The 24,487-nt window shown below is 72.3% G+C and carries 30 protein-coding genes and 2 pseudogenes; 7 read left to right on the plus strand and 25 right to left on the minus strand.

Annotated elements, in window-relative coordinates; translation table 11 throughout:
* Positions 1–56: 56 nt before the first annotated feature.
* The 3 genes from ACQ86J_RS09875 to ACQ86J_RS09885 all read left to right on the plus strand — a co-directional run bounded on the left by ACQ86J_RS09875 (position 57) and on the right by ACQ86J_RS09885 (position 1,684).
* A complete protein-coding gene (locus tag ACQ86J_RS09875) occupies positions 57–812 on the plus strand; it encodes a sulfate/molybdate ABC transporter ATP-binding protein (RefSeq protein WP_431270967.1) in 756 nt (251 codons plus the stop codon).
* 144 nt (positions 813–956) lie between these two features.
* Positions 957–1,478, plus strand: a complete 522-nt coding sequence (locus ACQ86J_RS09880; protein WP_431270968.1) for a transporter substrate-binding domain-containing protein — start codon at positions 957–959, stop codon at positions 1,476–1,478.
* Between the two features lie 50 nt (positions 1,479–1,528).
* The gene (locus ACQ86J_RS09885; protein ID WP_431270969.1) at positions 1,529–1,684 is read left to right on the plus strand and encodes a hypothetical protein; all 156 of its coding nucleotides are present in this window, start codon (positions 1,529–1,531) and stop codon (positions 1,682–1,684) included.
* Between the two features lie 97 nt (positions 1,685–1,781).
* On the opposite strand, the gene ACQ86J_RS09890 is transcribed toward ACQ86J_RS09885, so the two are convergent.
* From ACQ86J_RS09890 to ACQ86J_RS09910, 5 genes and pseudogenes are all read right to left on the minus strand, one after another.
* On the minus strand, positions 1,782–2,498 hold the full coding sequence (locus tag ACQ86J_RS09890) for an N-formylglutamate amidohydrolase (RefSeq protein WP_431272355.1): 717 nt from the start codon (positions 2,496–2,498) through the stop codon (positions 1,782–1,784).
* Complete coding sequence (locus ACQ86J_RS09895) at positions 2,495–2,821, minus strand: hypothetical protein (RefSeq protein WP_431272817.1); 327 nt, start codon at positions 2,819–2,821, stop codon at positions 2,495–2,497. The genes ACQ86J_RS09890 and ACQ86J_RS09895 overlap by 4 nt, the downstream gene beginning before the upstream one ends.
* An 88-nt stretch (positions 2,822–2,909) precedes the next feature.
* A pseudogene (locus ACQ86J_RS09900) lies at positions 2,910–3,038 on the minus strand (transglutaminase family protein); the annotation flags it as partial.
* Entirely contained in the window at positions 3,010–3,438 is a 429-nt protein-coding gene (locus ACQ86J_RS09905; protein WP_431270970.1) for a hypothetical protein, read from the minus strand. The pseudogene ACQ86J_RS09900 and the gene ACQ86J_RS09905, both read right to left, overlap by 29 nt.
* 181 nt (positions 3,439–3,619) lie before the next feature.
* Entirely contained in the window at positions 3,620–4,375 is a 756-nt protein-coding gene (locus ACQ86J_RS09910; protein WP_431270971.1) for a transglutaminase family protein, read from the minus strand.
* 368 nt (positions 4,376–4,743) lie between these two features.
* Here ACQ86J_RS09910 and ACQ86J_RS09915 point away from each other — a divergent pair, with 368 nt between their 5' ends.
* Positions 4,744–5,262: a hypothetical protein gene (locus ACQ86J_RS09915; protein WP_431270972.1), complete on the plus strand. Its 519-nt coding sequence runs from the start codon at positions 4,744–4,746 to the stop codon at positions 5,260–5,262.
* Positions 5,263–5,456: 194 nt separating this feature from the next.
* Here the strand turns inward: ACQ86J_RS09915 and ACQ86J_RS09920 are convergent, their stop codons facing one another.
* Together ACQ86J_RS09920 and ACQ86J_RS09925 are read right to left on the minus strand one after the other, a co-directional pair.
* The gene (locus tag ACQ86J_RS09920; protein WP_431270973.1) at positions 5,457–6,443 is read right to left on the minus strand and encodes a Bug family tripartite tricarboxylate transporter substrate binding protein; all 987 of its coding nucleotides are present in this window, start codon (positions 6,441–6,443) and stop codon (positions 5,457–5,459) included.
* A 15-nt stretch (positions 6,444–6,458) separates the two neighbouring features.
* Positions 6,459–7,220 carry an SDR family NAD(P)-dependent oxidoreductase gene (locus ACQ86J_RS09925; protein ID WP_431270974.1) on the minus strand — a complete coding sequence of 254 codons (762 nt, stop codon included), beginning with the start codon at positions 7,218–7,220 and terminating at the stop codon, positions 6,459–6,461.
* 89 nt (positions 7,221–7,309) lie between these two features.
* Between ACQ86J_RS09925 and ACQ86J_RS09930 the strand changes: the two genes are divergently transcribed.
* Positions 7,310–8,593, plus strand: coding sequence for a ketopantoate reductase family protein (locus ACQ86J_RS09930; RefSeq protein WP_431270975.1), 1,284 nt, complete (start codon positions 7,310–7,312; stop codon positions 8,591–8,593).
* Between the two features lie 37 nt (positions 8,594–8,630).
* Here the strand turns inward: ACQ86J_RS09930 and ACQ86J_RS09935 are convergent, their stop codons facing one another.
* From ACQ86J_RS09935 to ACQ86J_RS09950, 4 genes are read right to left on the minus strand one after another with little or no spacing between them, the layout of a single operon-like run.
* A complete protein-coding gene (locus ACQ86J_RS09935) occupies positions 8,631–9,119 on the minus strand; it encodes a hypothetical protein (RefSeq protein ID WP_431270976.1) in 489 nt (162 codons plus the stop codon).
* Between the two features lie 5 nt (positions 9,120–9,124).
* Complete coding sequence (locus ACQ86J_RS09940) at positions 9,125–9,484, minus strand: hypothetical protein (protein ID WP_431270977.1); 360 nt, start codon at positions 9,482–9,484, stop codon at positions 9,125–9,127.
* Positions 9,430–9,777, minus strand: a complete 348-nt coding sequence (locus ACQ86J_RS09945) for a hypothetical protein (RefSeq protein ID WP_431270978.1) — start codon at positions 9,775–9,777, stop codon at positions 9,430–9,432. The genes ACQ86J_RS09940 and ACQ86J_RS09945 overlap by 55 nt, the downstream gene beginning before the upstream one ends.
* Before the next feature lie 19 nt (positions 9,778–9,796).
* Positions 9,797–10,549 (minus strand): 2-keto-4-pentenoate hydratase, encoded by a 753-nt coding sequence (locus ACQ86J_RS09950; RefSeq protein ID WP_431270979.1) that lies wholly within the window; start codon positions 10,547–10,549, stop codon positions 9,797–9,799.
* A gap of 118 nt (positions 10,550–10,667) precedes the next feature.
* Between ACQ86J_RS09950 and ACQ86J_RS09955 the strand changes: the two genes are divergently transcribed.
* Positions 10,668–12,998 (plus strand): xanthine dehydrogenase family protein molybdopterin-binding subunit, encoded by a 2,331-nt coding sequence (locus ACQ86J_RS09955; RefSeq protein ID WP_431270980.1) that lies wholly within the window; start codon positions 10,668–10,670, stop codon positions 12,996–12,998.
* A 96-nt stretch (positions 12,999–13,094) separates the two neighbouring features.
* Here the strand turns inward: ACQ86J_RS09955 and ACQ86J_RS09960 are convergent, their stop codons facing one another.
* The 10 genes and pseudogenes from ACQ86J_RS09960 to ACQ86J_RS10005 all read right to left on the minus strand — a co-directional run bounded on the left by ACQ86J_RS09960 (position 13,095) and on the right by ACQ86J_RS10005 (position 20,878).
* Positions 13,095–13,541, minus strand: a complete 447-nt coding sequence (locus tag ACQ86J_RS09960; protein WP_431270981.1) for a GNAT family N-acetyltransferase — start codon at positions 13,539–13,541, stop codon at positions 13,095–13,097.
* Positions 13,538–14,869 (minus strand): hypothetical protein, encoded by a 1,332-nt coding sequence (locus ACQ86J_RS09965; RefSeq protein ID WP_431270982.1) that lies wholly within the window; start codon positions 14,867–14,869, stop codon positions 13,538–13,540. Before ACQ86J_RS09965 ends, ACQ86J_RS09960 begins: the two co-directional genes overlap by 4 nt.
* A complete protein-coding gene (locus ACQ86J_RS09970; RefSeq protein WP_431270983.1) occupies positions 14,866–15,249 on the minus strand; it encodes a VOC family protein in 384 nt (127 codons plus the stop codon). The genes ACQ86J_RS09965 and ACQ86J_RS09970 overlap by 4 nt, the downstream gene beginning before the upstream one ends.
* Positions 15,246–15,716 (minus strand): molybdenum cofactor biosynthesis protein MoaE, encoded by a 471-nt coding sequence (locus tag ACQ86J_RS09975; protein ID WP_431270984.1) that lies wholly within the window; start codon positions 15,714–15,716, stop codon positions 15,246–15,248. Before ACQ86J_RS09975 ends, ACQ86J_RS09970 begins: the two co-directional genes overlap by 4 nt.
* Complete coding sequence (moaD, locus tag ACQ86J_RS09980; RefSeq protein ID WP_431270985.1) at positions 15,713–15,964, minus strand: molybdopterin converting factor subunit 1; 252 nt, start codon at positions 15,962–15,964, stop codon at positions 15,713–15,715. Before moaD ends, ACQ86J_RS09975 begins: the two co-directional genes overlap by 4 nt.
* An 8-nt stretch (positions 15,965–15,972) precedes the next feature.
* On the minus strand, positions 15,973–16,695 hold the full coding sequence (locus tag ACQ86J_RS09985) for a hypothetical protein (RefSeq protein ID WP_431270986.1): 723 nt from the start codon (positions 16,693–16,695) through the stop codon (positions 15,973–15,975).
* 76 nt (positions 16,696–16,771) lie between these two features.
* The gene (gene pgsA, locus ACQ86J_RS09990; protein WP_431270987.1) at positions 16,772–17,395 is read right to left on the minus strand and encodes a CDP-diacylglycerol--glycerol-3-phosphate 3-phosphatidyltransferase; all 624 of its coding nucleotides are present in this window, start codon (positions 17,393–17,395) and stop codon (positions 16,772–16,774) included.
* 125 nt (positions 17,396–17,520) lie between these two features.
* Positions 17,521–19,359, minus strand: a complete 1,839-nt coding sequence (uvrC, locus tag ACQ86J_RS09995; protein ID WP_431272356.1) for an excinuclease ABC subunit UvrC — start codon at positions 19,357–19,359, stop codon at positions 17,521–17,523.
* 360 nt (positions 19,360–19,719) lie between these two features.
* A complete protein-coding gene (folB, locus tag ACQ86J_RS10000) occupies positions 19,720–20,112 on the minus strand; it encodes a dihydroneopterin aldolase (protein WP_431270988.1) in 393 nt (130 codons plus the stop codon).
* Positions 20,109–20,878 (minus strand): annotated as a pseudogene (locus ACQ86J_RS10005) (SDR family oxidoreductase). Before ACQ86J_RS10005 ends, folB begins: the two are co-directional and overlap by 4 nt.
* Before the next feature lie 124 nt (positions 20,879–21,002).
* Here ACQ86J_RS10005 and ACQ86J_RS10010 point away from each other — a divergent pair.
* Positions 21,003–21,335, plus strand: coding sequence for a hypothetical protein (locus ACQ86J_RS10010; protein ID WP_431270989.1), 333 nt, complete (start codon positions 21,003–21,005; stop codon positions 21,333–21,335).
* A 6-nt stretch (positions 21,336–21,341) separates the two neighbouring features.
* Here ACQ86J_RS10010 and ACQ86J_RS10015 read toward each other — a convergent pair whose 3' ends face one another.
* The 4 genes from ACQ86J_RS10015 to ACQ86J_RS10030 form a co-directional block, all read right to left on the minus strand.
* Positions 21,342–22,130 carry an ABC transporter ATP-binding protein gene (locus tag ACQ86J_RS10015; protein ID WP_431270990.1) on the minus strand — a complete coding sequence of 263 codons (789 nt, stop codon included), beginning with the start codon at positions 22,128–22,130 and terminating at the stop codon, positions 21,342–21,344.
* On the minus strand, positions 22,127–22,900 hold the full coding sequence (locus ACQ86J_RS10020) for an ABC transporter permease (protein ID WP_431270991.1): 774 nt from the start codon (positions 22,898–22,900) through the stop codon (positions 22,127–22,129). Before ACQ86J_RS10020 ends, ACQ86J_RS10015 begins: the two co-directional genes overlap by 4 nt.
* Before the next feature lie 6 nt (positions 22,901–22,906).
* Complete coding sequence (locus tag ACQ86J_RS10025) at positions 22,907–23,857, minus strand: ABC transporter substrate-binding protein (protein WP_431270992.1); 951 nt, start codon at positions 23,855–23,857, stop codon at positions 22,907–22,909.
* Positions 23,858–23,949: 92 nt separating this feature from the next.
* Positions 23,950–24,474 (minus strand): SRPBCC family protein, encoded by a 525-nt coding sequence (locus ACQ86J_RS10030; protein WP_431270993.1) that lies wholly within the window; start codon positions 24,472–24,474, stop codon positions 23,950–23,952.
* Positions 24,475–24,487 lie beyond the last annotated feature (13 nt).

Genomic DNA, 24,487 nt, shown 5'->3' on the forward strand with positions numbered 1-24,487 from the left:
GGCCTCCGCGTCCGCCCGCGCGCCACGCGTCCCCGCGCGCCGAGCTGGCGCGGCAGGTGCGGGAGCTGCTGGCGCTGGTGCAGATCCCGGAGCTCGAGCGGCGCTACCCCGACCAGATCTCCGGCGGCCAGCGGCAGCGCGTCGCCCTGGCCCGGGCGCTGGCGATCTCGCCCCGGCTGCTGCTGCTGGACGAGCCCTTCGGCGCGCTCGATGCGCTGGTGCGGCGGGAGGTGCGGCGCTGGCTGCGCGCCCTGCACGACCGGCTGGGCCTCACCACCCTGCTGGTGACGCACGACCAGGAGGAGGCGATGGAGCTGGCCGACCGCGTCGCGGTGATGGAGCGCGGCCGCGTGGTGCAGTTCGACGCCCCGCCGGCGCTGCTGGCCGCCCCTGCCAGCCCCTTCGTCGCCGGCTTCATCGGCCATGCGACGCGGCTCGAGGGTAAGGTGCAGGGCGGCCTCCTGCGCTTCGGCGCGCTGCCCCTGCCGCCGCTGCGGGTCGCCCTGCCGGACGGTCGCGCGACCGCCTACCTCCGCGCGCGGGAGGTGGTGGCGCTGCCGGGCACCGGCGGCGCCGTGGTGCAGCTGGTGCGCGCCACGGCGGAGGGCGAGCTGCGGCTGGTGGTGGAGGCCGGCGGCCTGGCGCTGGATGCGATGCCGGGAGAGGCCATGCCCGGCTTGCCGGCGCGCGGCGCACCCTGCCGGCTGCACATCACCGCGGCGCAGGTCTTCGCCGCCGATGGCGCGCGGGCGCCAGGGCAGCCCCTGACGCCGGTGCCGGTCGCTTGCCGGGCGGGAACCGAGGGGGTCTAATCTCCCGGCCCAGCCGCAAGGGCCGGAGGAAACGACGATGCCGCATCGCCGCGCCATGCTGGCGTGCCTGCTGGCGCCCACGGGCGCCGCCGGCCTTCTCCCCGGCCTGCGCGCGCGCAATCCCGCAGCGATGGAACGCCCCGCATGTCCCCCGAGATTGTCGCCCAGCTTGCCCCGACCGGGGTTCTCCGTGCCGCCATCAACATGGGCAATTTCCTGCTGGTCACCGGCCGCACGCCGGATGGCGGGCCGGATGGCGTCTCGCCCGAGATGGCGCGAGAGATCGGCCGGCGGCTCGGCGTGCCGGTGAAGCTGGTGCCCTATGCGCGGCCGAACGAGATCGCCGACGCCGCCGGCACCGATGCCTGGGACATCGCCAATATCGGCGCCGAGCCGCAGCGGGCGGAGAAGATCAGCTTCACCGCCGCCTATTGCGAGATCGAGGCGACCTACCTAGTGCCGCCGGGATCGCCCATCACCAGCATGGACCAGGTGGACCGCAAGGGCATCCGCATCTGCAGCGGCGCCGGCGCGGCCTATACGCTCTGGCTCGAGCGCAACATCAGGAATGCCGAGCTGGTGCTGGTGCCCGGCGGCGGCGGCGCGGCCTTCCGAAATTCCTCGACGAGAAGATCGACGTTTATGCCGGGCTCCGGCCGGGGCTGATCACCGATATCGAGAAGCTGCCGGGCGCGCGCATCCTCGACGGCCAGTTCATGGCGGTGCAGCAGGCGATCGGCACCAACCGGCAGAATGCCGCCGCGGCCGAATGGCTGAGCGGCTTCGTCGAGGAAGCCAAGGCCTCGGGGCTCGTCGCCAGCTTCATCGAGAAGCACAAGGTGCGTGGGCTGTCGGTGGCGCCGGCAGCCTGAAGAAAGCCGAGGAGTCGGCACTCGCTGCGCGGCGGCTGCCAGACTCACAAAAAGGAAGGGAGGGGCTTGGGGAGGGAATACTTTTCCCTCCCCTACCTTACCGCAGCGCCGCAGCCAGACGCTTCGCCCAATCCTCGCAGCCCGTATCGTCGCCCAGCAGGTCCTGCCGCACCTCCAGCAGCACCGCGTCCCGGCCCGCGGCATCGCCATGCACCGGCACGGTGTAGTCGTAGTCCGGGTCGATCCGGTAGGGCTCGTTGTCGCCGATCACCAGCGCCGGGTCCGCCGCCAGGGCACGCACCAGCGCGCTGCCGAAGCGCGCGGCCTTCCCGTACAGGATGCCGGCGTGCCAGGGCCTCGCCTCGCCCAGATAGACCGGGGTGAAGCTGTGCACGCCGATCACCGCCGCGTCGGGCCGGGTCCCGAGGAAGGCGGCGACGCGGTCGTGGAAGGGCGTGAACCAGGCGGCCTGGCGCCGCGCGCGCTCCGCCGCGTCGATGCTGACATTGCCCGGGATCGCGGTCGCCTCGCTGACCTCCGGGATGCTGGAGGGTGCCCGCCAGGGCCGGTTCAGGTCGATCAGCAGCCGCGAATAGCCAGCGAGGAAGAGCGGCGCGTCGAGCAACGCGGAGAGCCGCCGCGCCAGGTTCGCGGCGCCGATGTCATAGGCGATGTGCCGCCCCAGCTCCGTCGCCGGCAGGCCGAGCAAGGCGTACTCCGGCGGGATGAAGTTCGACGCATGCTCGCAGAGCAGCACGTAGCGGGAGGCACCGCCCTCGTTCAGCGCGGTGACTGCGGGCGGCGCCTGGCTCATCCGATCGGCCGGCCGCGATCGTCCGACAGCGCCTGGGACAGGGAGGCCGGGCCGCCCGGCACGTCGGCGACGGCCGGGGCGTCGCCATGCGGCGCGCCGGACCAGTTCCCCATCGGCTGCGCGATCGGCTGCGGGGCGATCTCGTCGGTGATGACGCGAAAGCCGGACAGGATGCAGGGGCCGAAGGTGGTGGCGATCGCCACGTCGGTCGCGTCCCGTCCGCGCGCCATCAGGATCCGGCCGATCCGCGGCGTGTTGTGGCGCGCGTCGAAGGTGTGCCAGTGGCCGGAGAGGTAGACCTCGAACCAGGCGCTGAAATCCATCGGCGCGTGCCGAGATCGGCACGCCGATATCGCCGAGATAGCCGGTGCAGTAGCGCGCCGGGATGTTCATGCAGCGGCAGAGCGTGACCGCCAAGTGGGCGAAGTCCCGGCAGACGCCGCGGCGATCGGTATGGCCGCCGAAGGCGGTGCGAGTGGCGTCGGCATGCTCGTAGCCGAAGGTGATGCGGTCATGGACGTAGTCGCAGATCGCCTGCACCCGCGCCCAGCCCGGCGGCGTGCCGCCGAACAGCGACCCAGGCGGTGTCGGAAAGTCGGTCGGTGTCGCAATAGCGGCTGCCCAGCAGGAAGACCAGAACCTCGTCCGGCAGGTCCTGCACCGCGTGCTGCATCGCCTCCGGCACCACCGCATCCGGGGTGCCCGGGTCGCGCACTGTGAATTCCGCACGCATCGTCAGCCGGCCGGCCGGGGCCAGGATGCGGGTGCAGATGTTCCCGAAGCTGTCGCGGTAGTCGGTCGCGCCGATCCAGGGGTCGAAGGCGATGCCATGCGGGCCGATCACGTCCTGCATGCGGGACGGATGCACGCTGAGCGAGAGCAGCATGGGCGTCGGCTGGGGGCAGTCATAGGCGATCTCGAAGCCGGCGCAGATCTGCATGGCGCGATCTCCTGTTGCGCTGATCAAGGCGTGGTGACGCGGGCGCGGGGCACTACGGCCGGCTTCGCCTCGCTGGTGACGGCGACGTCCACGGTCATGCCGAGGCTGTCGGAGGGAAAGCCGGTCCAGGTTCCGGACAGGGGCAGCGCATGCGCCGGATCGCGCGCGATGGCGACGCGGATCAGGTCGCGATTGCCGACGATGCCGTTGGTGGGGTCGAAGTCGACCCAGCCGGCGCCAGGCAGGTAGACCCGTGCCCAGGCATGGGTGGCCCCGCCCCGACGCGCGCCTCGCCCTCGGCGCCGGGACTGTAGAGGTACCCGGAGACGAAACGGGCGGCAAGGCCGAGCGAGCGCGCCGCCTCCATCATCAGCACGGCGAAGTCGCGGCAGGTGCCGCTGCCGAGCTTCAGCGTCCTCACCGGGTCCTGGATGCCGCGCTCGTGCCGGGGGATATAGGTCAGCTCGCGCTTGATGCCGTGGGTCATCGCCTCCAGCAGGTCGAGCGTGCCGGTCGGCCCGTCCTGCCGCAGGAAGCGGCGCGCCCAGCGGTCCACGGCGCGGTCGTCGTCGCGCCAGTGCCGCTCGATCGAGCGCGCCAGATCCGGCACCTCCTCCATCCCGTAGGCGAAGGGGAAGGTCCGGGCATAATCCTCGATCTGGAAGTCGAGCGCATTGTGCGGCCGGTGGTCGAGCCGCACCTCGCTGTCGAAGACCAGTTGCTTGGCGCGGCCGGCGAAGCGGGCGATGGCGACACTGTTGCCGTAGACGTCATGCAGCCAGCGCAGTGCGGCGGGCTTCGGGGTGATGTCCAGCCGCGCCTCGAACAACCGTTGGTCATGGCCCTCGCGTGGGCGAAGCATCATGCGGTGCTCGCCGAAGGCGACCGGCGACCGGTAGCGATAGGTGGTGACGTGGCGGACGGTGAGGACAGGCATGGATCTGGTGCCTCAACGCCGGGCGGGCGCGCGGTGCGGGTGGGTCGGTCGGATCCGGGATGCAGGCGCCACGCGGTCCAATCCAGCCTGCCTCCGGCATCGATCAGGGGCGAAACCCATCGGAAGGCGGAAAGTTCGCTCGCAATGCAGCAATTGGCGTGGAGCCGGGATCGGATCGCCGCGGGCAGGGTGCGCTGCGGCACAGCCATGACGTGGCGCGGCGATTAGAACGGGTGCCGGGCGACAGCCCTTCCTCCCGTTCCCTCAAGTCAAACTGCCCGCCGGACCTGTCCGGCGGGCCTTCTTGGCCCGGGCTGTCGGAGGCATCCGCCGTGCCGGTCATTCGTTAGGCAGGCATGGGCCACACCATGCGATCGACCAGCCGGCCAATCCTGCTCCTGCTTTGCCTCGTCCTGCCGCTCGCGGGCTGCGCGGCGATGAACCAAGTGACCGCGCTCGACCGCTTCTTCGACCCGGAGCGCTTCGGCGCCGGTGCCACGTCGGCCCGGGCAGCAAAGCCGGCCTCGCCGCCGCGGGCCGGGCGCCCGGCCACCCCGTCCCGCCCCGAACCGCCCCCCGCCCCTGCGCCCAGCGTGGTGGCGATGGAGCCATTGCCCGATCCGGCGCCGAGCCCCACGCCGGTCGCCGCCAGCCATCGGCCTGCCGCGCCGGCCGACCCGGAGGCCGGGCTGCGGCAGACCGTCCGGCAGCATCCCTGGCTGACCCGCTTCTGGTCCGAGTTGCGGCTGACCGAGCAGGCCCGGATCGCCCGGCAACTGCCGGCGGCCGAGGACCTGCCGGGCACCTGGGACTCCATGGGCCTGGCCGACCGGGCGCGGCTGGTCGCCCCGCAGGCCGAGGAGCGCCGCTGGGCGAGCGGACCGTGAGGCCCAGGCCGGAAAGGCTTCCCTTTGCCATTGTATAGGAATATTATCCGGGACATGACGCATCCATGCTCCCTTCCCCCGACTCAGCGGCTATTGGCGGGCGCGGCGCAGGGCAGCACGCCGGGTATCCCCCGGGGGCTTTGTCCGAAAACCGCGAAACGGCGCCCCGATGCCGCTCCGCCCGGCCCCGTGGCCTATTCGACCCGGGCGCCCGAGGCCTTCACCAGCGGCGCCCAGGTCTCGACCTCCTCGACCACGTAGCGGGCGAAACGCTCGGGGTCCCAGCCGCGCATGGCGGGGGTGTTGAGCTCCTCGAGCCGTGCCGTGATCGCCGCATCGGCCAGCGCCTGGTCGATCGCCGCGGCGAAGCGCTCCACCACCGGGCGCGGCACGCCGGCCGGGCCGAAGATGCCGTACCAGGAATAGGCCTTGTAGTCGGGCAGGCCGAGCTCGGCCGCGGTCGGCACCTCCGGCAGCAGGCGCCAGCGCTCCGGCTGGTTGGTGAACAGCACGCGCGCGGTGCCGGCTTCGTGGAAGCCGCGCAGCAGCGAGGGGATGTCGTGGGTGAACTGCGTCTCGCCGGCGACCAGGGCGGTGAAGCTCTGCCCGCCGCCGCGATAGGGGACGTGCTCGGCCCGGGCGCCGACGACGCGCAGGAAATTGGCGCTGGCGATATGTCCGGTCGTGCCGATGCCGCTGCTGCCATAGGAATAGCCGCCCGGCTTCGCCTTCAGCGCGGCGATGAATTCCGGCAGGGTGCGGACATCCCAGCCGTGCCGGGTGATGGCCAGCGCGATCGGGATGAAGACGGTGGGCGCCACCGCCGCCAGGTCCTTCGCCGGGTCGTAGGGCAGGTTGGCGTAGAGGCTGGCGGCGATGCCGGTGGAGGAGAGCGTGGCGAGCACGAAGGTGTAGCCGTCCGGGGCGGATTTCGCGACGAAGTCGGTGCCGACGGTGCTGCCGCCGCCCGGCCGGTTCTCGATGACGATGGGCTGGCCGAGGATCTCGGCCAGCTTCGGCGCCAGCAGGCGCATGGTGATGTCGGTGCCTCCGCCGGTGGCGAAGGGCACCACCACGCGGACCGGGCGGTTGGGCCAGGGTCCGGATTGCGCGCGGGACACCACGGGCGCGGCCATCAGGGAGGCGCCGGCCAGGCGCAGCGGGGTGCGGCGTTCGGTCATGCGTGTCGCTCCGGCTCAGAAGGATCCGCCGTTCACCGGCAGGACCTGGCCGGTGACGAAGCCGGCGAGGTCGGAGGCGAAGAACAGCACGGCATTGGCAATGTCCTGCGCCTCTCCCATCCGGCGGAGCGCGATGCCCTCGATCACCCGCTGCTGGCCTTCGGGGCCGTAGCCGTCCCATTGCTTCCGCGTGCCGGCGGAGACGGCGAAGAGCCCCGGCGCGATGGCGTTCACCGTGACGCCATGCGGGCCGAATTCCTGCGCCATCTGCCGGGTGAAGCCGATCATGGCGTGCTTGGCGCTGGTATAGGCCTGGATCCCGGTGCGGGACGCCCGCAGCCCGGCGCCCGAGCTGATGTTGACGATGCGCCCCGTCCCCGCCCGCTTCATCGCCGCCGCGGCCGCGCGGGTCAGGGTGAAGGCGGCGGAGAGATTGACCGCCAGCACCGCGTCCCAGTCCTCGAAGGCGACTTCCTCGATGGGGTGGTAGTCGCGGCCGAGCACGCCGCCGGCATTGTTGACCAGCACGCCGATCGCGCCGCCCGTCTCGCGCTCGATCCCGGCGACCCAGTCGGTCGCGGCGGCGCGGTCGGTCAGGTCCAGCACGCGCGGGGCGATGCCGGGATGCCCCTCGGCGGTCTCCGCCAACCCCGCCGCATCCTTGTCGCCGGCGAAGACCCGGGCGCCGCGCGCGGCGAAGCTGCGGGCGATGGCGCGACCGAAGCCGGTCGCGGCGCCGGTGACGAGGACGGTGCGGCCGGTGAAGTCGAGATCCATGGGCGCTGCGGTCCGGGCTGGGCGGGGCGACGATGCTTGCACCCGCCCGGCCGGGTGGCAATCTGCCCGGCGGCATGGGGGGATGGACGATGACGGCGGAGCCGGTGGTGATCTGGGGCGCGGGCGCGATCGGCGGCACGATCGGTGCGCATCTGATACGGGCCGGGCGGGAGGTGCTATTCGTCGATCTGGTGGCCGAGCATGTCGCGGCGATCGACGCGGAGGGGATCCGCATCGAGGGGCCGGTGGCGGAGTTCCGCGTGCCCGCCCGGGCGGTGACGCCGGACCGCATGCAGGGCAGCCACAAGCTGATCCTGCTCGCGGTGAAGGCGCACCACACGGAGGCCGCGACCCGGGCGCTGGCGCCCTTCCTGGCCGAGGATGGCGCCGTCGTCTCCTGCCAGAACGGGCTGAACGAGCTGGTCATCGCCGAGCTGGTCGGCCGTCCCCGCACCATCGGCGCCTTCGTCAATTTTGGCGCCGACTACCAGGCGCCCGGCCGCATCCTCTACGGCAACCGCGGCGCCGTGGTGGTGGGCGAGCTGGACGGCGCCCGCACGCCGCGCATCGCGGCGCTGCACGCCATGCTGCGGGAATTCGAGCCCGACGCGGTGCTGACCGACACCATCTTCGGCTATCTCTGGGGCAAGGCGGCCTATGGCGGCATCCTGAAAGCCTCGGCACTGACCAACGATTCCATCGCCGACTTCATCGCCGACCCGGCGCGGCGGCCACTGATCCGCGGCATCACGCGGGAGATCCTGCGCGTCGCGGCGGCCGAGGGGGTGGCGCCGATCGGCTTCGATGGCTTCGACCCGCCGGCCTTCCTCGCGGGCGATGCCGCGCGGATCGCCGCGAGCCTCGACCGGCTGGAGGCCTACAACCGCGCCTCGGCCAAGTCGCATAGCGGCATCTGGCGCGACCTCGCGGTGCGGAAGCGCCAGACCGACGTGGCGGCGCAGCTCGCCCCGGTGCGGGCGGCGGCGCGGCGGCACGGCATCCCGACGCCGATGGTGGACCGCTTGGTGGCGCTGATCGGCGACATCCAGGACGGCAGGCGGGAGATCGGCGGCGCACTGGCCGACGCGCTGGGGTCGCTGCGCATGAGCACGACCTGGCTGATGGTGCGCGCCGTGATCGAGGACGCGGCGGATATCCCGCGCTTCGATGCCTGGTACGCGGCGGAGCACCTGCCCGACGCCAAGCGGGGCTTCGGCGCCCTGCGCGCCCGCCGCTGCTGGAGCCGCACCGACCCGCGCGTGCATTGCGCCTTCTACGAGTTTCCCGATGCCGCCGTGGCGGAGGCGGCCATGGCCTCCCCGCCCTGCCCGCGCTGGTCGCCGAATTCGACCGCGTCTGGGGCAGCCGCGTGACCCGGACGCGGGAGCTGCTGGAGCTGGCTGGGGAGTGTTAGCCCGCCGCCCGGCGCGGCAGGGTCGCGGCAATGGCCACGCCCAGCAGGTTGCCTGCCGCGGCGATCATGATCACTCCGGCATAGCCGCCGGTCAGGTCGAAGACCCGCCCCGCCACCACCGGCAGGGTGATGGCGGCGATGCACCAGGCGGCATAGAGCCGCCCGGCCAGCCGGCCGTAATGGGTCGAGCCCCAGTAGATGCCGATGGCCGCCGCGACGCTGCCGCTGACCAGCCCGTAGCCGATGCCGATCACCGCCAGCGTCGCCACCGCGAGCAGCGGCCCGGGGAAGAGCACCAGCAGCGCATCGGCCGAGAGCGCCAGCACATGCGCCCCGGCCATCACCAGCGGCGCCGGCACCCGGTCCGCCAGCCAGCCGCCGCCGATCCGCGCCGCGGCGATGCAGCCGGTGATGGCGGTGGTGGCGGAGAGCGCCAGCGCCTTGGTGCCGCCATAGGCCTCCACCATGCCGGCCGCTTGGCCCAACACCGTCAGCCCGCGGCGGCGGCGAGGAAGAAGACCAGCCAGATCCGCAGGAAGAGCGAGAGCTGCCGCGCAACCGGCGGCCCGGCGACCGCGCCGGCCGGCATTGCCAGCCGCATGCCGGAGGCGGCGGCGAGCAGCGCGGCGGCGAGGCCGGCCACAGCCAGGGTTACGGCCAGCCCGCCCAGGGTGGCGCGCAGCCCATGGGCCGACAATGCCCAGCCGAAGATCGGCGCCCCGATCATCGCGCCCAGCGGGTAGAGGCTGATGATGAAGCCGTTCGCCAGCCCGCGCCGGCTGGTGAGCATGAGGTTCATGCCCTGCAGCAGCACCACATAGGCGATGCCGCCGCCGAAGCCGAACAGCACGCCATAGCCGAGCGCGAGCTGGACGACCCCTCCGCCAGCGCCGCCAGCGCCATGCCGAGCGTCGCCAGCGCGGCCGAGCCGGCCAGCAGCAGCGGCGCAGGCGCCAGCCGATACAGCAGCGGGCCGCAATTCATCCCGAGGGTGAAGCCGACGATCGCCAGGCCGAAGACGAAGGACAGCGCCGCGCGGGACAGGCCGAGCTCGGCCTCCAGTGGGCGGATGAAGACGCTGAAGGCGTAGACCGTGCCGAGCGGCAGGTTCAGCGCCACCACCGCGGCGAGCGCCAGGGGCACCCGCCGCGACGCCTGGGGCTCAATCAAGCTCGACGACCACCTCGCCGAAGCCGGCGAAGCCGCCGGTGACGCGCTGCTTGCCATCGACATAGAGCAGCCCGGTGCAGCTGCCGGTGGTGACGACCTGTCCGGCTTCCAGCGCGAGGCCGACGCTCGGCAGGTAGTTGGCCAGCCAGAGCAGCGGGGTGAAGGGATCGCCGGACGGGTTGCCGCCGACCTTCTCCACCTGCACCTTGCCGCCGCAGGTCTGCCTCACGACAAGGTTCTTCAGGTCCATGTCGCGCCAGCCCGGCACCGCGGCGCCCAGCACCAGCCCCGCATGGGCGATGCTGTCGGCCATCGCCTCGTTCATGGTGACCTTGGAAGTGTCGAGGTAGCGGCTGCTGACCATCTCGACGGCCGGGAAGGCCGCTTCGATGCCATCCTGGATCTCCGCCAGCGTGTAGGGGCTGTCGCGCTTCGGGAAGCCGCGGCCGAGGCGGAAGGCGATCTCCGTCTCGATGCCGATCTGGCCGCCCGCCGGCACCGGCCAGTGCAGCGGCCCCGGGCGGATGAAGCCGGCATCCAGCATGGCGGCCGAGGTCGGCTTGCCCGGCGGCGCGGCGCATTTCCAGCCGCCGATGCGGGCGCCGAGGCGCTTCAGCACCTCCGCCTGCACCGCGAAGGCGGCGGCCTCGGTCTGCGGTGCGGCGGCGCCGAGCCCGGCGACGCGCGGCCCGCCCTTCCGGACGGCCATCAGGATATCGGCGGCCTGCTGCGTGGAATCGGTCATGTGCTGGGTCCCCTCCGGGGCCGCAGCATGGCCGCGGATGGGCCTGGGCAGAAGCCCCCTGCTTGCCGCCGCCTCCCGCGCCCGCATAGGCTGCGCGCAACCGAGCGAGGGTGGGATCGTGGCAGACGGGATGGATGGCGGCTTCGGCCGCTTCGGCAGCGGCCAGGCGGTGCGACGGATCGAGGACGGGCCCCTGCTTCGCGGCGAGGGCGCCTTCTCCGACGATCTCTCGCATCCCGGCCAGACCCATATGGTCTTCCTGCGCTCGCCTTACGCGCATGCGCGGATCGTCTCGATCGACACGACCGAGGCCAGGGCAGTTCCCGGCGTGCTGGCGGTGATCACCGGCGCCGAGCTCGAGGCCGCCGGCCTCGGGCGGCTCGGCATCGAACTGCCCTTCAAGCGGCCGGACGGCTCGCCGCTGGCCGCCCCGCCGCGCCCGGTGCTGGCCGTGGGGGAGGCGAATTTCGCCGGCGAGGCGGTGGTCGCCGTGGTCGGCGAGACCATGGGCGCGGCGCGCGACGGCGCCGAGGCGGTAGTCGTCGACTACGAGGAACTGCCCGCGGTCACCTCGGCCGCCGCCGCGGCCGCAGCCGGCGCGCCGCAGATCTGGCCGGCCGCCACCGGCAATGTCGTGGCGCAGACGCAATACGGCGACCGCGCGGCGGCCGAGGCCGCCTTCGCCTCGGCCGCGCATGTCGTCACGCTCGACATCGTCAACCAGCGCCTGGCGCCGGTCTCGATGGAGCCGCGGGTGATGGTCGCCTCCTACGACGCCGCGACCGACCGCATCGCGGTGACGATGAGCACGCAGACGCCCTCCTCCACGCGCGACCAGATCTGCACCGAGGTGCTGAACCTGCCGGCCGAGAAGATGCGCGTCCTGGTCGGCGATGTCGGCGGCGGGTTCGGCATGAAGACCGGCGCCTATCCGGAGGACGCGGTCGTCGCCTATGCGTCGAAGCTGCTCGGCCGTCCGGTGAAATGGGCGGCGACGCGGATGGAGGATTTCTTGTCCGCCACGCATGGCCGCGACACCGACAGCCAGGTCGCCATGGCGCTGGATGCGAAGGGCAAGGTCACCGGACTGCGGGTGAAGACCCTGGCCAATATGGGCGCCTATACCCGCCCGGCCGGCGTCGCCATCCAGCTGCTGATCGGGCCCTGGGTCTCGACCAGCATCTACGACATCCGCACCATCGACTTCGGATTCACCGCGATCCTGACCAATACCGCGCCGACCAGCCCCTATCGCGGCGCCGGGCGGCCGGAGGCGATCCACATCATCGAGCGGCTGATGGACACCGCCGCCCGCAAGCTGGGGATGGATGCGGCCGAGCTGCGCCAGCGCAACATGATCGACCCGGCGCTGATGCCCTACACCAATGCCATGGGCCAGACCTATGACAGCGGGCGCTTCGCCCAGGTGCTGGACCAGGGCCTGAAGCTGGCCGACTGGGACGGCTTCGCGGCGCGCGAGGCGGCCTCGAAGGCCGCCGGCAAGCTGCGCGGGCGGGGGATCGCCAGCTTCCTAGAATGGACCGGCGCCAATGTCTTCGAGGAGCGGGTGACGGTGGCCGTCAAGGGCAGCGGCGAGATCGAGATCTACGCCACCACCCAGCAGATGGGCCAGGGCATCGCCACCAGCTACGCGCAGCTCGCGGTCGACGTCTTCGGCGTGCCGCTCGAGAAGATCCGCATCGTGCTCGGCGATACCGACCGCGGCACCGGCTTCGGCAGCGCCGGCTCGCGCTCGCTCTTCACCGCGGGCTCGGCGGTGAAGGTCGCCTCGGACAAGACGGTCGCCACCGCCAAGGACTTGGCGGCGGAGGCGCTGGAGGCCGCGGCCGTGGATCTCGAATACGTCGCCGGCGCCTTCCGCGTTGCCGGCACGGACCGCGCGATCGGGCTGTTCGACCTCGCGGCGAAGCAGCCGGAGCAGCGCATCTTCATCGACAGCACCAGCAGCGTCGGCGGCCCGACCTGGCCGAACGGCACCCATATCTGCGAGGTCGAGATCGACCCCGAGACCGGCGCGGTCGAGATCGCCTCCTATGCTTCGGTCAACGATGCCGGCCGGGTGGTGAACCCGCTGATCGTCGAAGGGCAGCTCGCCGGCGGCGCGGCGCAGGGCCTCGGCCAGGCGCTGTACGAAGCAGTGGTCTACGACCCCGAGAGCGGCCAGCCGCTGAGCGCCAGCTTCATGGACTACGCCCTGCCGCGGGCCGACATGATCGCCGGCTACGTCACGGCGCTCGACCAGTCGATCCCCTGCGTGACGAACCCGCTCGGGGTGAAGGGCGTCGGCGAGCTCGGCACCATCGGCGCGACGCCGGCGCTGGTGAATGCGGTGGCGGATGCGCTGGCCCGCAACGGCCGGGCGAAGGCGGCCGACACGCTGCAGATGCCGCTGACCCCGCCGCGGGTCTGGGCGCTGCTGCAGCAGTAGCGCCCCGGGGCGGCGTGCCGGCGCTTCGGCCCGGCAGGTCGCCCAGGTTCGCTGTTCGCGGCGGCTCCGGCCGGTCCCGCCGGCCGGTGGCCTGGCTCAGCCCGACTTGCGCAGCGGACGCAGGAAGCGCGGCCCCGCTGCGGTGAAGCCGGTGGCGAGGCAGAAAGCTGCCAGCGACGGGTCCTCGCCCGCCGCCAGTTCCAGCAGGCCGCAGCCGGCGTTCCGGGCGGCCTGCGCCGCCGCCTTGACCAGCAGCCGGCCGATGCCGCGGCGACGGTCCTCCGTGCCGACCAGCAGGGTTGTGACCTGCGCCACCGGGCGCGCCTCCTCCAGCCGCCGGTACCAGTGCAGCGCCACCAGGCCGCTGGGCGGGCCCCATTCCAGCGCCACCAGGGCGGTGCCCGGCCCCTGGCGGATCGCCTCCAGCCGCGCCACCAGCTCGCGCGCATCGATGGGCTGGCCGGACGCGTCCAGCAGCACCGCCAAGCCGGGCGCCTCGGCCGCGGTAGCAGCGCAGATCTCGAGCCCGTGGCGCGAGGTCACGCCGGAGCGCCCTTCACGTTGTCCTCCCGCAGCGCCCGCGGGGCGGCCAACAGCGCCGCCAGCGGCAGCAGCCAGGCGATGCGCGCCTGGTAGCGGTCATGCGGCCCGGACAGCGCCCCGGTCGCCAGCGCATTGGCGCCGAGGCCGACCAGCACGCAGAGCATCAGCCCGAGCATCCGGCCCCGCGCCCGCCACGAGGCCAGCAACACCCCCGCCGCGCCCAGCAGCAGCGCCGCCGGATGCAGCAGGAGGAAGGGCGCGGCCGCTGCGGGCAGCACCCCGCGCGCCTGCAGGGATGCGGCGAAGCGGGCCTGCTCGGCCGGCGGGAAGCCCAGGGCCAGCTGCCGGGCGACCGAGGCCTGCAGGTTCTCCGGCCCAAGCGTGTCGCCGACCCGCACCATGCCGAGCTGCCGCCAGGCATTGCCCGCCGCGGCGCGAAGCACGCCGAGCGGCTCCCGCCACAGCGTCTCGGCCAGGATCGCCGCGGCCTCCGGCGCCAGCGAGATCGGCCCGCCCGGCGCCGCGCCGTCCGCCCGCGCTGCCCAGACCGGGCCCTCGCCCGACCAGAGGAAGTCGTCGCTGTCGCGCGGCAGCCGGCCGGCCCAGCGGCAGAGATGCCAGCCAGCCGCCGGGCAGCGTGCCTCGACGGTGCGGGCGGCGGGGCCGTCGCCGACCAGCCGCGCCAGGGCGAAGACCGCGCCATAGGGCGACAGCGCGAAGCGACCATGCGCCCAGGCATTGGTCGCCAGCAGCAGCGCCATGGCGCCGGCCAGCGGCAGGGCGCAGCGCAATGCCGGCCTCGCGGTCCGCCGCACCGCCAGCACCAGCAGGACCAGCGCGGCGGCGATCGGCAGGTGCGACAGGTGCGCGGCGGCCGCCAGCAGCGCCAGCAACGCGACCCCGGCGCGCTCCGCCCGGCCCAGCCCGTCCCAGGCGAAGCCCAGCAGGTAGGTCGCCAGCACCAGCGCCGGCGCCAGCCAGTCCGGCAGCAGCAGCGCGGTGAACCAGGGCGCCGCGGTCGCCGCCGCCAGCCCGGCGCAGAGCAGCACATGCCGCCCCGCGGTCGCCCCACCCAGGCTGCGCTGCACCAGCCAGACCAGCCAGGACAGCACCAGCCCCTGCCCCGCCAACGGCAGCCAGAGCGTCACGCGCCAATGCAGGGCATGCAGCAGCGGCCCGTAGACCAGCGGCTTGTCCCAGATGGCCCAGCCCTGGACGGTCTGCGCCAGCAGGGCGCCGGTATCGCTGAAGACCAGCGGGTAGTGGTTCAGCGCCGCCGGCCAGACCAGCAGGGCCGCCCCCGCCAGGATCCCGGCCGCGCGTGTCACGCCGCGACGAAGAGCTCGATGACGTTGCCCTCGGGGTCGGCCACCCGCAGCAGCCGCGGCGGCGCGCCGGAGGGTCCGGGCGCGTCCAGCACCGCCACGCGGGCCAGCAGCATCCGGCGGTGCCAGCGCTCGAGCTCGGCATCGGCGACCGGGAAGGCGAGCAGCGTGCCGGCCTCGCCACCGCGGGCGGAGGCGAAGAGCGCGTCGCCGCGCGCCCGCAGCACCAGCTCCACCGCGCCGAGCGCGAAGCGCAGGGCATTGCCCTGCTCGGTCGGCGCTAGGCCGAGGATGCGGCCGAAGAACTCGCGCTGGCGATGGGGGTCGCGGCAGGCCAGCTCCACCCGGGCGAGCGGCCCGGGGCCAGAGGCGCCGGGGGTCATGGCAGCCCACCCCAGCGCGCCGCCGCCGCGTCGTCCTCCGCCTTGGCCTCGACCCAGCGCTCCGTGCCGCCGGCGAATTCCTCGCGCTTCCAGAAGGGCGCCCTGGTCTTCAGCCAGTCGATCAGGAAGGCGCAGCTTTCCAGCGCCGCGGCGCGATGGGAGGAGGCGGTGAGCACGAGGACGATCGGCGCCCCCGGCTCGAGCCTTCCATGGCGGTGGATGACGGTGCAGCCGGTCAGCGGCCAGCGGGCGCAGGCCTGTTCGGCGATCGCCGTGATCGCCCGCTCGGTCATGCCTGGGTAGTGTTCCAGCACCAGGGCCGCGAGCCCGTCATCGGCGCGGCAAAGGCCGACGAAGCTGGCGAGGCCGCCAACATCGACCCGTCCGGCCGTCAGCGCGGCGCTCTCGGCGGCCAGGTCGAAGGGCGCCGCCTGCACCCGCACGGTGGGGACCACGGTCCCGCTCATCCGCCGGTCACCGGCGGGAAGAAGGCAACCTCGTCGCCGGGACCGACCGGGGCGTCGGGCGCGGCGAATTCTTGGTTCACCGCGGCGCGGACCTGCTTCGCCTGCGCGAAGGCGCTGGCATGGCCGGCGCTGCGGGCGGCAAGCCAGGCGATCAGCCCGGCGACGTCCCTGACTTCCGGCGGCGGTGAGACCTCCTCCTCCGCCACGCCCACCTTCTGCCGCACCCAGGCGAAATACAGGACCCGCATGCCCGGCCTCAGCGCGGGGTCGGGACGGTCTGGATCCGGCCGGTCGCGTCGAACAGCGTGGTGGTGTTGCCGTCGATCACCGCCGTGCCGCTGCCGCCGCCCGGGGTGGTGTAGCCCTGGATGCGGTCGGTCCCGCCGGAGGTCACGGCGCTGCCCTGCGGGGTCAGGATCACCCGGCCATCGGCCCGGCGCGGCGGCGGCGCGTTGCCGTTCGGCAGCCGCGGGGCGACCGCCTGCGGGCCGGGGATCTCCGGCTGCGGGTCGAGGCGCGGGGCGGGGCCGGAAGCCCCGCTGCGCAGGCCGGGCGGCAGCGGCGCCGGGTTTGGCGGATCGGTCGGCTGCCATTGCGACCGGCCGGCCGGGGCCGATGGGCGGTCGAAATCGCCGGGGCGATAGGTCGGGATGCCGCGCATGGCCGCATCCGGATTGGCGAGGGTAGAGCGCGGCGCCTCAGGCGCCGGCCAGACATTGCCCTCCTCAGCCTGCAGCGGCGCGAGCTGCACCGGCGCGCCGCTGACCCGGGCGATGGTGACGCTTTCCTCCGGCATGGTCGGGCGCGGGCGGCCCCAGGGCATGCCGATGCTGGCGCCGGCATTGGCGATGCCGTCGGTCGCGTTGGCGCCGCTGCTGTTCAGCCAGGTGGTCGAGCGGTCATAGGCGCTGCAGGCGCCGAGCAGCATCCCAAGGCCCAGCACGGCCACCCGGCCCGAGGTTACGCCGATCCGTCGCATGACCAACTCCTGCTGCCCCGAACGGGGGTCCTGTCCTGAGGATGCACTGCCAAGATGCGCCGCGGCCGGCCCGGTCTCAAGGCCAGGCCTCACGGCCGGGTCTCGGGGGCATGGGCGGGGTGGCGCCGGGATCCGCTTCCGCATGGCGGAGCCCGGCTTCGAGATAGGTCCGCCCGGTGACCAGCGTCAGCGCGGCGGCGATCCAGAGCATCGCCTCCCCGATCAGCGAGACCGGCAGGAAGGACAGGTGCAGCACCGAGGCCGCGGTATCGCCGCCGAGCAGGGTGCCGAGCGCGCCCATCTGGAAGCCGGTCTTCCACTTGGCGAGGCGCGAGACCGGCAGGCCGATGCGCAGGCCGGCGAGGTATTCCCTGAGCCCGGAGACCAGGATCTCCCGCAGCAGGATGATGATGGCGGGATAGAGCGTCCAGCCGGTCAGCCGGTCGTGCCCGGCCAGCACCATCAGTGCCGCGCCGACCAGCAGCTTGTCGGCGATCGGGTCCAGCATGCGGCCGAAGCCGGAGACGGTCTGCCGCTGGCGGGCGATCTTGCCGTCGAAATAGTCGGTGATGGCGGCGGCGGAGAAGACCGCGCAGGCCCCGACATCGCCCCACGGCGTGCGCAGGGCGACCAGCGCCACCAGCAGCGGGATGGCGGCGATGCGCGAGAGCGTCAGCAGGTTGGGGAGGTCGGTCGGCATGCGGCGGGCAGTCATGGCGGAGCGACCGCCCCGGGGCAAGCCCGGGAAGCCGGAGGAATGGCCAAGGCAGCGGCCAGGCAGGGAAATTCGCCCCTTTCGCCGGCACGGGCCGGTCTGGGCCCGCCCTAGCCTGCCCCGGGATGGAAGTGGTCGTGGATCTTGCGTGCCACCGCCGGCCCCACCCCCGGCGCATTCGCCAGATCCTCCAGCGCCGCGTTCCGCACGCCGCGGGCGCTGCCGAAATGGTTGAGCAGCTTGCGCTTGATCGCGCTGCCGACGCCGGGGATCTCGTCCAGCTCCGACTTCACCAGCGATTTCGACCGGCCGGCGCGGTGGGTGGTGATGGCGAAGCGGTGCGCCTCGTCCCGCAGCCGCTGTAGGTAGTACAGAACCGGATCGCGCGGCGGCAGCTGGAAGGGCGGCTTGCCCGGCTGGTGGAACCATTCGCGGCCGGCGTCGCGGTCGACGCCCTTGGCGATGGCCACCAGCGGCACGTCGTGCACCCCCATCTCCGCGAAGATGTCGCGCACCGCGTTGAGCTGGCCGAGCCCGCCATCGATCAGCACCAGGTCGGGCCAGGTGCCCCCTGCCCGCTCCGGGTCCTCCTTTAGGGCGCGGCCGAAGCGGCGCTCGAAGACCTCCCGCATCATGCCGAAGTCGTCGCCCGGCTTGACCGGGCCGCGGATCGAGAATTTGCGGTAGGCCTGCTTCAGGAAGCCGGAGGGGCCGCCGGCGACCATGACGCCGTAGGCGTTGCTGCCCTGGATATGGCTGTTGTCGTAGACCTCGATCCGCTCCGGCGTGGCCGGCAGGTCGAAGAGCCGGGCGACGCCCTGCAGCAGCGCCTCCTGCGCCGTGCCCTCGGCCAGCTTGCGCTCGAGGGCCTCGCGGGCATTGGTCTCGGCATGCTCGACCGCGGCCCGCTTGTCGCCGCGCTGCGGCCGGTGCAGCTCGACCTTCCGGCCGGCCTTGATGCTCAGCGCCTCGGCGATCAGCTCCTGCTCCGGTGGCGCATGGCTCAGCAGCACCAGCGGCGGCGGCGGCAGGTCGTCGTAGAGCTGGCCGAGGAAGGCGCCCATCACCTCCTCCGGCCCCTGGTCGCCCTTGCTCAGGAAGAAGGGGCGGTTGCCGTTGTTGCGGCCGCCGCGGAAGAAGAAGACCTGGACGCAGGACTGCCCGGCCATCTGGTGCAGCGCCACCACATCGGCGTCGCCCAGGCCCTCCATGTTGATGCGATCGCGGCCCTGGACATGGGTCAGGCCGCGGATGCGGTCGCGGATCGCCGCCGCGCGCTCGGATTCAAGCTTGTCAGCAGCCTCCTCCATCTCCTTCGCCAGGGCCTTCTGGATGGAGGGCGTCTCGCCCGAGAGGAACTGCTTCGCCTCGGCGACCAGTCCGGCATAGTCCTCCCGGCTGATGCGCTCGACGCAAGGGGCGGAGCAGCGCTTGATCTGGTGCAGCAGGCAGGGCCGGTCGCGGCTGTCGAAGACGGTGTCGCGGCAGGAGCGCAACAGGAAGACCCGCTGCAGGGCGGTCAGCGTCTGGTTGACTGCCCAGGCGCTGGCGAAGGGGCCCCAGTAGCTGGCGCCCTTGCGCCTTTCCCCGCGATGCTTGGTGATCTGCGGGTAGGGATGGTCCTCGGTCAGCACCAGCCAGGGATACGACTTGTCGTCGCGCAGGACGATGTTGTAGCGCGGCCGGAGCTTCTTGATCAGGTTGGCTTCGAGCAGCAGCGCCTCGGCCTCGGACGCCGTGGTGATGACCTCGAGGCTGCGGGTCTCGTGCACCATGCGGCGCAGGCGTTCGGGAAGGCGGGCGACCTGCGTGTAGGCAACGACGCGCTTCTTCAGCGCCCGGGCCTTGCCGACATAGAGAGCGTCGCCCTTGCCATCAAGCATGCGGTAGACGCCGGGCGAATGCGGCAGGGTGGCGAGCGCGGTCTCGATAACCCGGACGCCCTGCATCACCGGTGCTTCGGCAAGAGCCTCGCCTGTGGTTTCGCGAGAAGTTTCGGCGCCGGCGTTTTCGGCTTGACTCATGGGCTGCGATTAGGGCGCCAGGGCTTTCCGCGGCAAGCAGCAGTTCTCCACGGAAGCTGTGGATAAGTCTGTGGACGCGAACCCGTGATGGCCGCAAATCCCGCTGTCATCCGCCAGTCACATGACAATGCCCAAATTTTTTGCACTTTACTAAGATGCTGATTTAGAACGGTTTCGTCAGGCCGTCCCATCTTGGGATAAGTCAACTGTAACATTCGCTTTCAGTCGCTGCCGCTTTTGTCGTTATCGCGAGCACAGTGGATGGTTTACACGCCGAAGCATCTCTCAGATGCGTGTGCGCTCGATCACCACGCCCACCGAGGCCGCGTCGGGGAAGGCATCCGGCTTTTCAACCGTCACCCGGGCGCGCAGGACGCGCGGATCCGAAAGCGCCGCCTCGGCGATGCGCTCGGCCAAGGTTTCCACCAGGAGTGTATGGCCCGAAGCCGCGGCCGCCCGGGCCGCCTTCACCACCGTCTCGTAGTCCACGACCCGGCGCAGGTCGTCCGCGCCGATGCCGGCGGGGGCGGCATCGTCCTCCACCGCCAGTTCCACCCCGACAATGACGCGTTGCGGCGCCGCCTTCTCGTGCGGGTAGACGCCGAGCCGCGCCTGCAGCGACAGGCCGCGGACGAAGACCAGCCGCAGTCCGCGCGCGGCATCCGGGGCGAAGCTCATTCCTCCGGCTCCGCGGCCGGCGGGGCGGGCGACCATTGCAGGTGCTGCCCACCATCGAGCGCGATCATCTGCCCGGTCATGGCCGGCATGGCGAGGATGGCGAGCACGGCGCGGCCGATCTCCTCCGGGCTGGTGCCGTGGCGCAGCGGGACGCTGTGCGCCTGGCGGTCGAACTGCGTCTGGCTTTGCCGCGGGCTGGGCAGGGCCGGGCCGGGGCCGATGCCGTTGACCCGGATCCGCGGCGCCAGCGCCAGCGCCATCGACTGGGTCAGCGCCCAGAGCGCCGCCTTGGACACCGAGTAGGAGACGAAATGCGGCGTCAGCGACCAGACCCGCTGGTCCAGCATGTTGAGCACCAGGCCCTCCGCCGCCTCGGGCAGCGCCCGGGCGAAGGCCTGGGTCAGCACGAAGGGGCGCGCAGGTTGGGCTCGAGATGCGCGTCCCAGCTCTCCCGCGTGGCATCGTGCCATTCGTCGCGCTCGAAGGTGCTGGCATTGTTGACCAGTACGCCGATCGGGCCGAGGGCGGCGGCAGCGGCGGGCAGCAGGGCGGCGACCTCCGCCTCCCGTGCCAGGTCGGCCTGCAGGGTCACGGCACGGCGGCCGAGCGCCCGGATCGCGGCGGCGGTCTCCGCGGCCTCGGCCTGGCTGCCGGCATAGTGGATGGCGAGGTCGAAGCCGGCCTCCGCCAGGGACAGCGCGATGGCGCGGCCGAGCCGCTTGGCGCCGCCGGTGACCAGCGCGGCGCGCGGGATGCTCTGAGGTATTGGGAGGGGGACGGCACGCCCGGGTGGTAGCGGAAAAGGCCGGCGCGGGGAACCGGGGCCGGGAGGATTGACCGGGCCGCCGCGCCGAATGAGGGTGCGCGGCTGTGGGGCGACGGGGGACGGGATGCGCATCGTATCGGCGATGGTGGCGATGCTCGTGGCGGAGCCGGCAGTGGCGCAGGGCCTGCCGAACATCCCCGGCCTCGGCAATGCCATCCCCGGCCTGAGCAAGCCGCAGACCCCTGAGGAGAAGCGTGCCTTCTGCAGCCGGGCCGCCGGTGTCGCGGCCAAATGCGCCGGCGCGGGCGGCCTGACCCTGGATGCCGTCGGGCTCACCAGCTGCCTGATGAAGTCCATGTCGCCGCAGGATCAGCTGCAGCTGGCGCAGGTGGCGCAGCGTGCGGGCGGCAGCGCCGGCAGCCTGCTGAGCGAATGCGGGATCGGCTTCAGCCGGTAGGACGCCTCAGGCGATCGCCGCCTTCCGCACCTCCTCCCGGATCTCCGCCATCAGCCGGGCCTTGAGCGCGGCGAATCTCGGGCCGGTCTTGATGGTCCATTCCCGCGGGTAGGCCAGCGGCACCGCGACCTCCGCCTTGATGCGGCCGGGGCGGGCGGACATGACCAGGACCCGGTTGGCCAGGAAGACCGCCTCGTCGATGTCGTGGGTGACGAAGAGCACAGTCTTCCTGTCAGCTTCCCAGATCTCCAGCAGCAGTTCCTGCATCAGCTCCCGCGTCTGGTGGTCGAGCGCGCCGAAGGGCTCGTCCAGCAGCAGGATCTCCGGGTCGTTCGCCAGCGCCCGGGCCAGGGCGCAGCGCTGCTGCATGCCGCCGGAAAGCTGTTTCGGCCAGTGGTTCTCGAAGCCGCGCAGCCCCGTGCGGTCGATGAAGCGGGCGGCGATGGCGCGCTGCTCGGCCTCGGGCAGGCCGCGCTCCTCGAGCCCGTAGCGGATGTTCCGCTCGACCGTGAGCCAGGGGAACAGGGTGTAGGACTGGAAGACCATGCCGCGGTCGGGGCCGGGCCCGGTGACCGGGGCGCCGTCGAGCGACACGGTGCCGGCGGTCGGCCGGTCCAGCCCGGCGACGATGCGCAGCAGGGTGGACTTGCCGCAGCCGGAAGGGCCGAGGATGGCGACGAACTCGCCGGGCGCCACGGCAAGCGAGGTCGGCTGCAGGGCGAGCGTCGGCGCGGTGCGGCCGCGCGCCGGGAAGGTGCGGGTGACGCCCGCGATCCGCAGGGTCTTGTTGCTCACAGCACCGCCCAGGGAAACAGCCAGCGGTTCAGCGACTTCACCGCGAAATCGGTCACCAGCCCGATCACCCCGATGACCACGATGCCGAAGATCATCTGCCCGGTATCCAGCAGCCGCTGGCTGTCCATGATCATGTGGCCGATGCCGGAAGAGGCGCCGATCAGCTCCGCCACGATCACATAGGTCCAGGCCCAGCCGAGCACGAGCCGCAGCGTCTCGGCGATCTGCGGCGCCGCAGCCGGGATCACGACCCGGCGCAGGATGGAGACGGGGCGGGAGCCGAGCGTCGCCGCCGCCTCCACCAGGTCGGGCCGCGTCGCGCCGGCCACCACCGCCACCATGATGACCAGCTGGAAGACGCTGCCGATGACGATGACGGAGAGCTTCTGCGCCTCCCCCACCCCGGCCCAGAGGATGAGCAGCGGGATGAAGGCCGAGGCCGGCAGGTAGCGGCAGAAGGAGAAGAAGGGCTCGAAGAAGGCCTCGACCGGCTTGAAGGCGCCCATCAGCAGGCCGAGCGGCACGGCCATGACGGCGGCGATCAGGAAGCCGCCGACGACGCGGAACACCGTGACGGCGATGTCGCCGAGGAAGCCGTATTCCGTCAGCAGCGACCAGCCGGAGGCCAGCGTCCGGCCCGGCGAGGCCAGGAACAGCGCCGGCACATGGCCGCCATAGGTGACGAAGGCCCAGGCGCCGAGGAAGACGGCGAAGAACCCGGCGCCAAGCACGAGACGGGCGCCGGGCGAGACCGGCTTCAGCGGCTGCATCTGCAATCAGGCGACGAAGCGGCTGTCCAGCAGCTTCGACAGGTCGACATCCTGCCGCACCACCCCAGTCTCCCGCTGCACCAGATGCGCCTTCCGCTGGAACTCCGGCAGGCCATTGGCGACGTAGTCTCGGTTCTTCGCCGCATCCAGCCATTCGATGAAGCCGGCGCTGGCCTTGAAGGCCTCGGCCGACTGGTTGACCCGCTTGCCCATGATCTCGAAGGACTTGTCGGGCTCGGCCTTGATCATCTCGACCGCGTCGAACCAGGACTTCACCACGCGCTTCACCGCCTCCGGGTTGGCGGCGATGAATGCGGGCTGGAAGGCCAGGGTGTCGACGATGCAGGGGTGGTCGAGCGTGGTCGCCAGGATCCTCCCCTTGTCGGCGCCCATGGCACGCACCTGCGAGAGGTAGGGCTCGTAGCTGGCGCAGGCGTCGAACTGGCCGGCGACGAAGGCCTGCGCCGCGGGCTGCGGCGCCAGGGTCGCGGTCTGCACGTCCTTCACCGACAGGCCGTTCTCGCGGAACATGTAGGCCATCAGGAAGTAGGGCGAGGTGCCCGGGCCATCCACCGCGATGGTCTTGCCCTTCAGGTCGGCGAAGCTGCGGATATTCGGCCGGGCGGCGATGCCGTCGCCGCCATGGCTGCGGTCCAGCACCAGCACCTGCACCAGCGGGATGGTGCTGGCCCAGAGGATCATGGTGTCGACCGTGGTCACCACGCAGTTCAGCGCACCGGAGGCGAGCGCCAGGTTGCGCTCCCGCTGCGGGACGAACTTGGTCTCGACCTCCACTCCGTTCGCCTTGAACAGCCCGGCCTGCTCGGCCAGCGTCAGCGGGGCGAAGCCGGTCCAGCCGGACATGCCGATGGTGATCTTCGGCAGGGCCTGGGCGCGCGCAAGGCTGGGCAGGGCAAGCGCGCCGGCAGTGCCGGCGATGAGGCTGCGGCGGAACATGGGCGACAGGGTCTCCGAAGGCGTCGCGCCGAGCCTATCGGAGAAGCGTGGCAGCGCAAGGAGTTATCGCGGCGCAGCATGGCGCCGCCGGGTCAGATGTCCGGGTTCAGCGTGGCGCTGCTGCCGAACGGCCGGCTGTCCGCCGGATCCTCGTCATTGGCGCTGTCCCGCACCACCTCGCCGCCCTGCTCGCAGGCGGCCTTGATGGCGCCCAGCGTCCGCTCGACCGAAATCCGCATGCCGTGGTCGATGCTGCCGTGCTCCTGCTGCATCCGCTCGGCGACCTCGGGCTTCGGCGTCAGGCTCAGCTTGAGCTCGACCGCGGACCCGCCGCTGGCCTCCGTCACCGAGAGCGAGCCGCCGTAATCCTGCATGGTGTGGGAGCCCCAGCGCATCCGCCGCGCCTCCGGCTCGGCCTTCAGCCAGCCGTCGTTGCGGTAGGCATGGCCATCGGCCTCGCCCTCCACCGCGACGTCGTCGTGCTGGTCATGGTGCCCCTGCGGGCCGACGCGGGTCACCGTCGGCAGGTAGCGCGGCATGTTCCGGAGGTCGGCGAGGAAGGCGAAGACCTCGGCCGGGGGGCGGGCGATCTCGATGCGGCCGGTATACTCGCCCATTGGTCGTCTCCCC

This window comes from Dankookia sp. P2 (assembly GCF_050632255.1).
GTDB lineage: Bacteria > Pseudomonadota > Alphaproteobacteria > Acetobacterales > Acetobacteraceae > Paracraurococcus.

Excerpts from the sequence above, each read along its gene's own strand:
- ACQ86J_RS09930 (WP_431270975.1), top strand. The coding sequence starts at position 7,310 with ATGACGGCGGAGCCGGTGGTGATCTGGGGCGCGGGCGCGATCGGCGGC.
- ACQ86J_RS09890 (WP_431272355.1), bottom strand. The coding sequence starts at position 2,498 with ATGAGCCAGGCGCCGCCCGCAGTCACCGCGCTGAACGAGGGCGGTGCC.
- ACQ86J_RS09970 (WP_431270983.1), bottom strand. The coding sequence starts at position 15,249 with ATGACCCCCGGCGCCTCTGGCCCCGGGCCGCTCGCCCGGGTGGAGCTG.
- ACQ86J_RS09915 (WP_431270972.1), top strand. The coding sequence starts at position 4,744 with ATGCGATCGACCAGCCGGCCAATCCTGCTCCTGCTTTGCCTCGTCCTG.
- moaD (WP_431270985.1), bottom strand. The coding sequence starts at position 15,964 with ATGCGGGTCCTGTATTTCGCCTGGGTGCGGCAGAAGGTGGGCGTGGCG.
- ACQ86J_RS10025 (WP_431270992.1), bottom strand. The coding sequence starts at position 23,857 with ATGTTCCGCCGCAGCCTCATCGCCGGCACTGCCGGCGCGCTTGCCCTG.
- ACQ86J_RS09920 (WP_431270973.1), bottom strand. The coding sequence starts at position 6,443 with ATGACCGAACGCCGCACCCCGCTGCGCCTGGCCGGCGCCTCCCTGATG.
- ACQ86J_RS10010 (WP_431270989.1), top strand. The coding sequence starts at position 21,003 with ATGCGCATCGTATCGGCGATGGTGGCGATGCTCGTGGCGGAGCCGGCA.
- folB (WP_431270988.1), bottom strand. The coding sequence starts at position 20,112 with ATGAGCTTCGCCCCGGATGCCGCGCGCGGACTGCGGCTGGTCTTCGTC.
- pgsA (WP_431270987.1), bottom strand. The coding sequence starts at position 17,395 with ATGCCGACCGACCTCCCCAACCTGCTGACGCTCTCGCGCATCGCCGCC.
- uvrC (WP_431272356.1), bottom strand. The coding sequence starts at position 19,359 with ATGCAGGGCGTCCGGGTTATCGAGACCGCGCTCGCCACCCTGCCGCAT.
- ACQ86J_RS09905 (WP_431270970.1), bottom strand. The coding sequence starts at position 3,438 with ATGCAGATCTGCGCCGGCTTCGAGATCGCCTATGACTGCCCCCAGCCG.
- ACQ86J_RS09880 (WP_431270968.1), top strand. The coding sequence starts at position 957 with ATGTCCCCCGAGATTGTCGCCCAGCTTGCCCCGACCGGGGTTCTCCGT.
- ACQ86J_RS09895 (WP_431272817.1), bottom strand. The coding sequence starts at position 2,821 with ATGGATTTCAGCGCCTGGTTCGAGGTCTACCTCTCCGGCCACTGGCAC.
- ACQ86J_RS09925 (WP_431270974.1), bottom strand. The coding sequence starts at position 7,220 with ATGGATCTCGACTTCACCGGCCGCACCGTCCTCGTCACCGGCGCCGCG.
- ACQ86J_RS09975 (WP_431270984.1), bottom strand. The coding sequence starts at position 15,716 with ATGAGCGGGACCGTGGTCCCCACCGTGCGGGTGCAGGCGGCGCCCTTC.
- ACQ86J_RS09985 (WP_431270986.1), bottom strand. The coding sequence starts at position 16,695 with ATGCGACGGATCGGCGTAACCTCGGGCCGGGTGGCCGTGCTGGGCCTT.
- ACQ86J_RS10030 (WP_431270993.1), bottom strand. The coding sequence starts at position 24,474 with ATGGGCGAGTATACCGGCCGCATCGAGATCGCCCGCCCCCCGGCCGAG.
- ACQ86J_RS09950 (WP_431270979.1), bottom strand. The coding sequence starts at position 10,549 with ATGACCGATTCCACGCAGCAGGCCGCCGATATCCTGATGGCCGTCCGG.
- ACQ86J_RS09885 (WP_431270969.1), top strand. The coding sequence starts at position 1,529 with ATGGCGGTGCAGCAGGCGATCGGCACCAACCGGCAGAATGCCGCCGCG.
- ACQ86J_RS09910 (WP_431270971.1), bottom strand. The coding sequence starts at position 4,375 with ATGCCTGTCCTCACCGTCCGCCACGTCACCACCTATCGCTACCGGTCG.
- ACQ86J_RS10020 (WP_431270991.1), bottom strand. The coding sequence starts at position 22,900 with ATGCAGCCGCTGAAGCCGGTCTCGCCCGGCGCCCGTCTCGTGCTTGGC.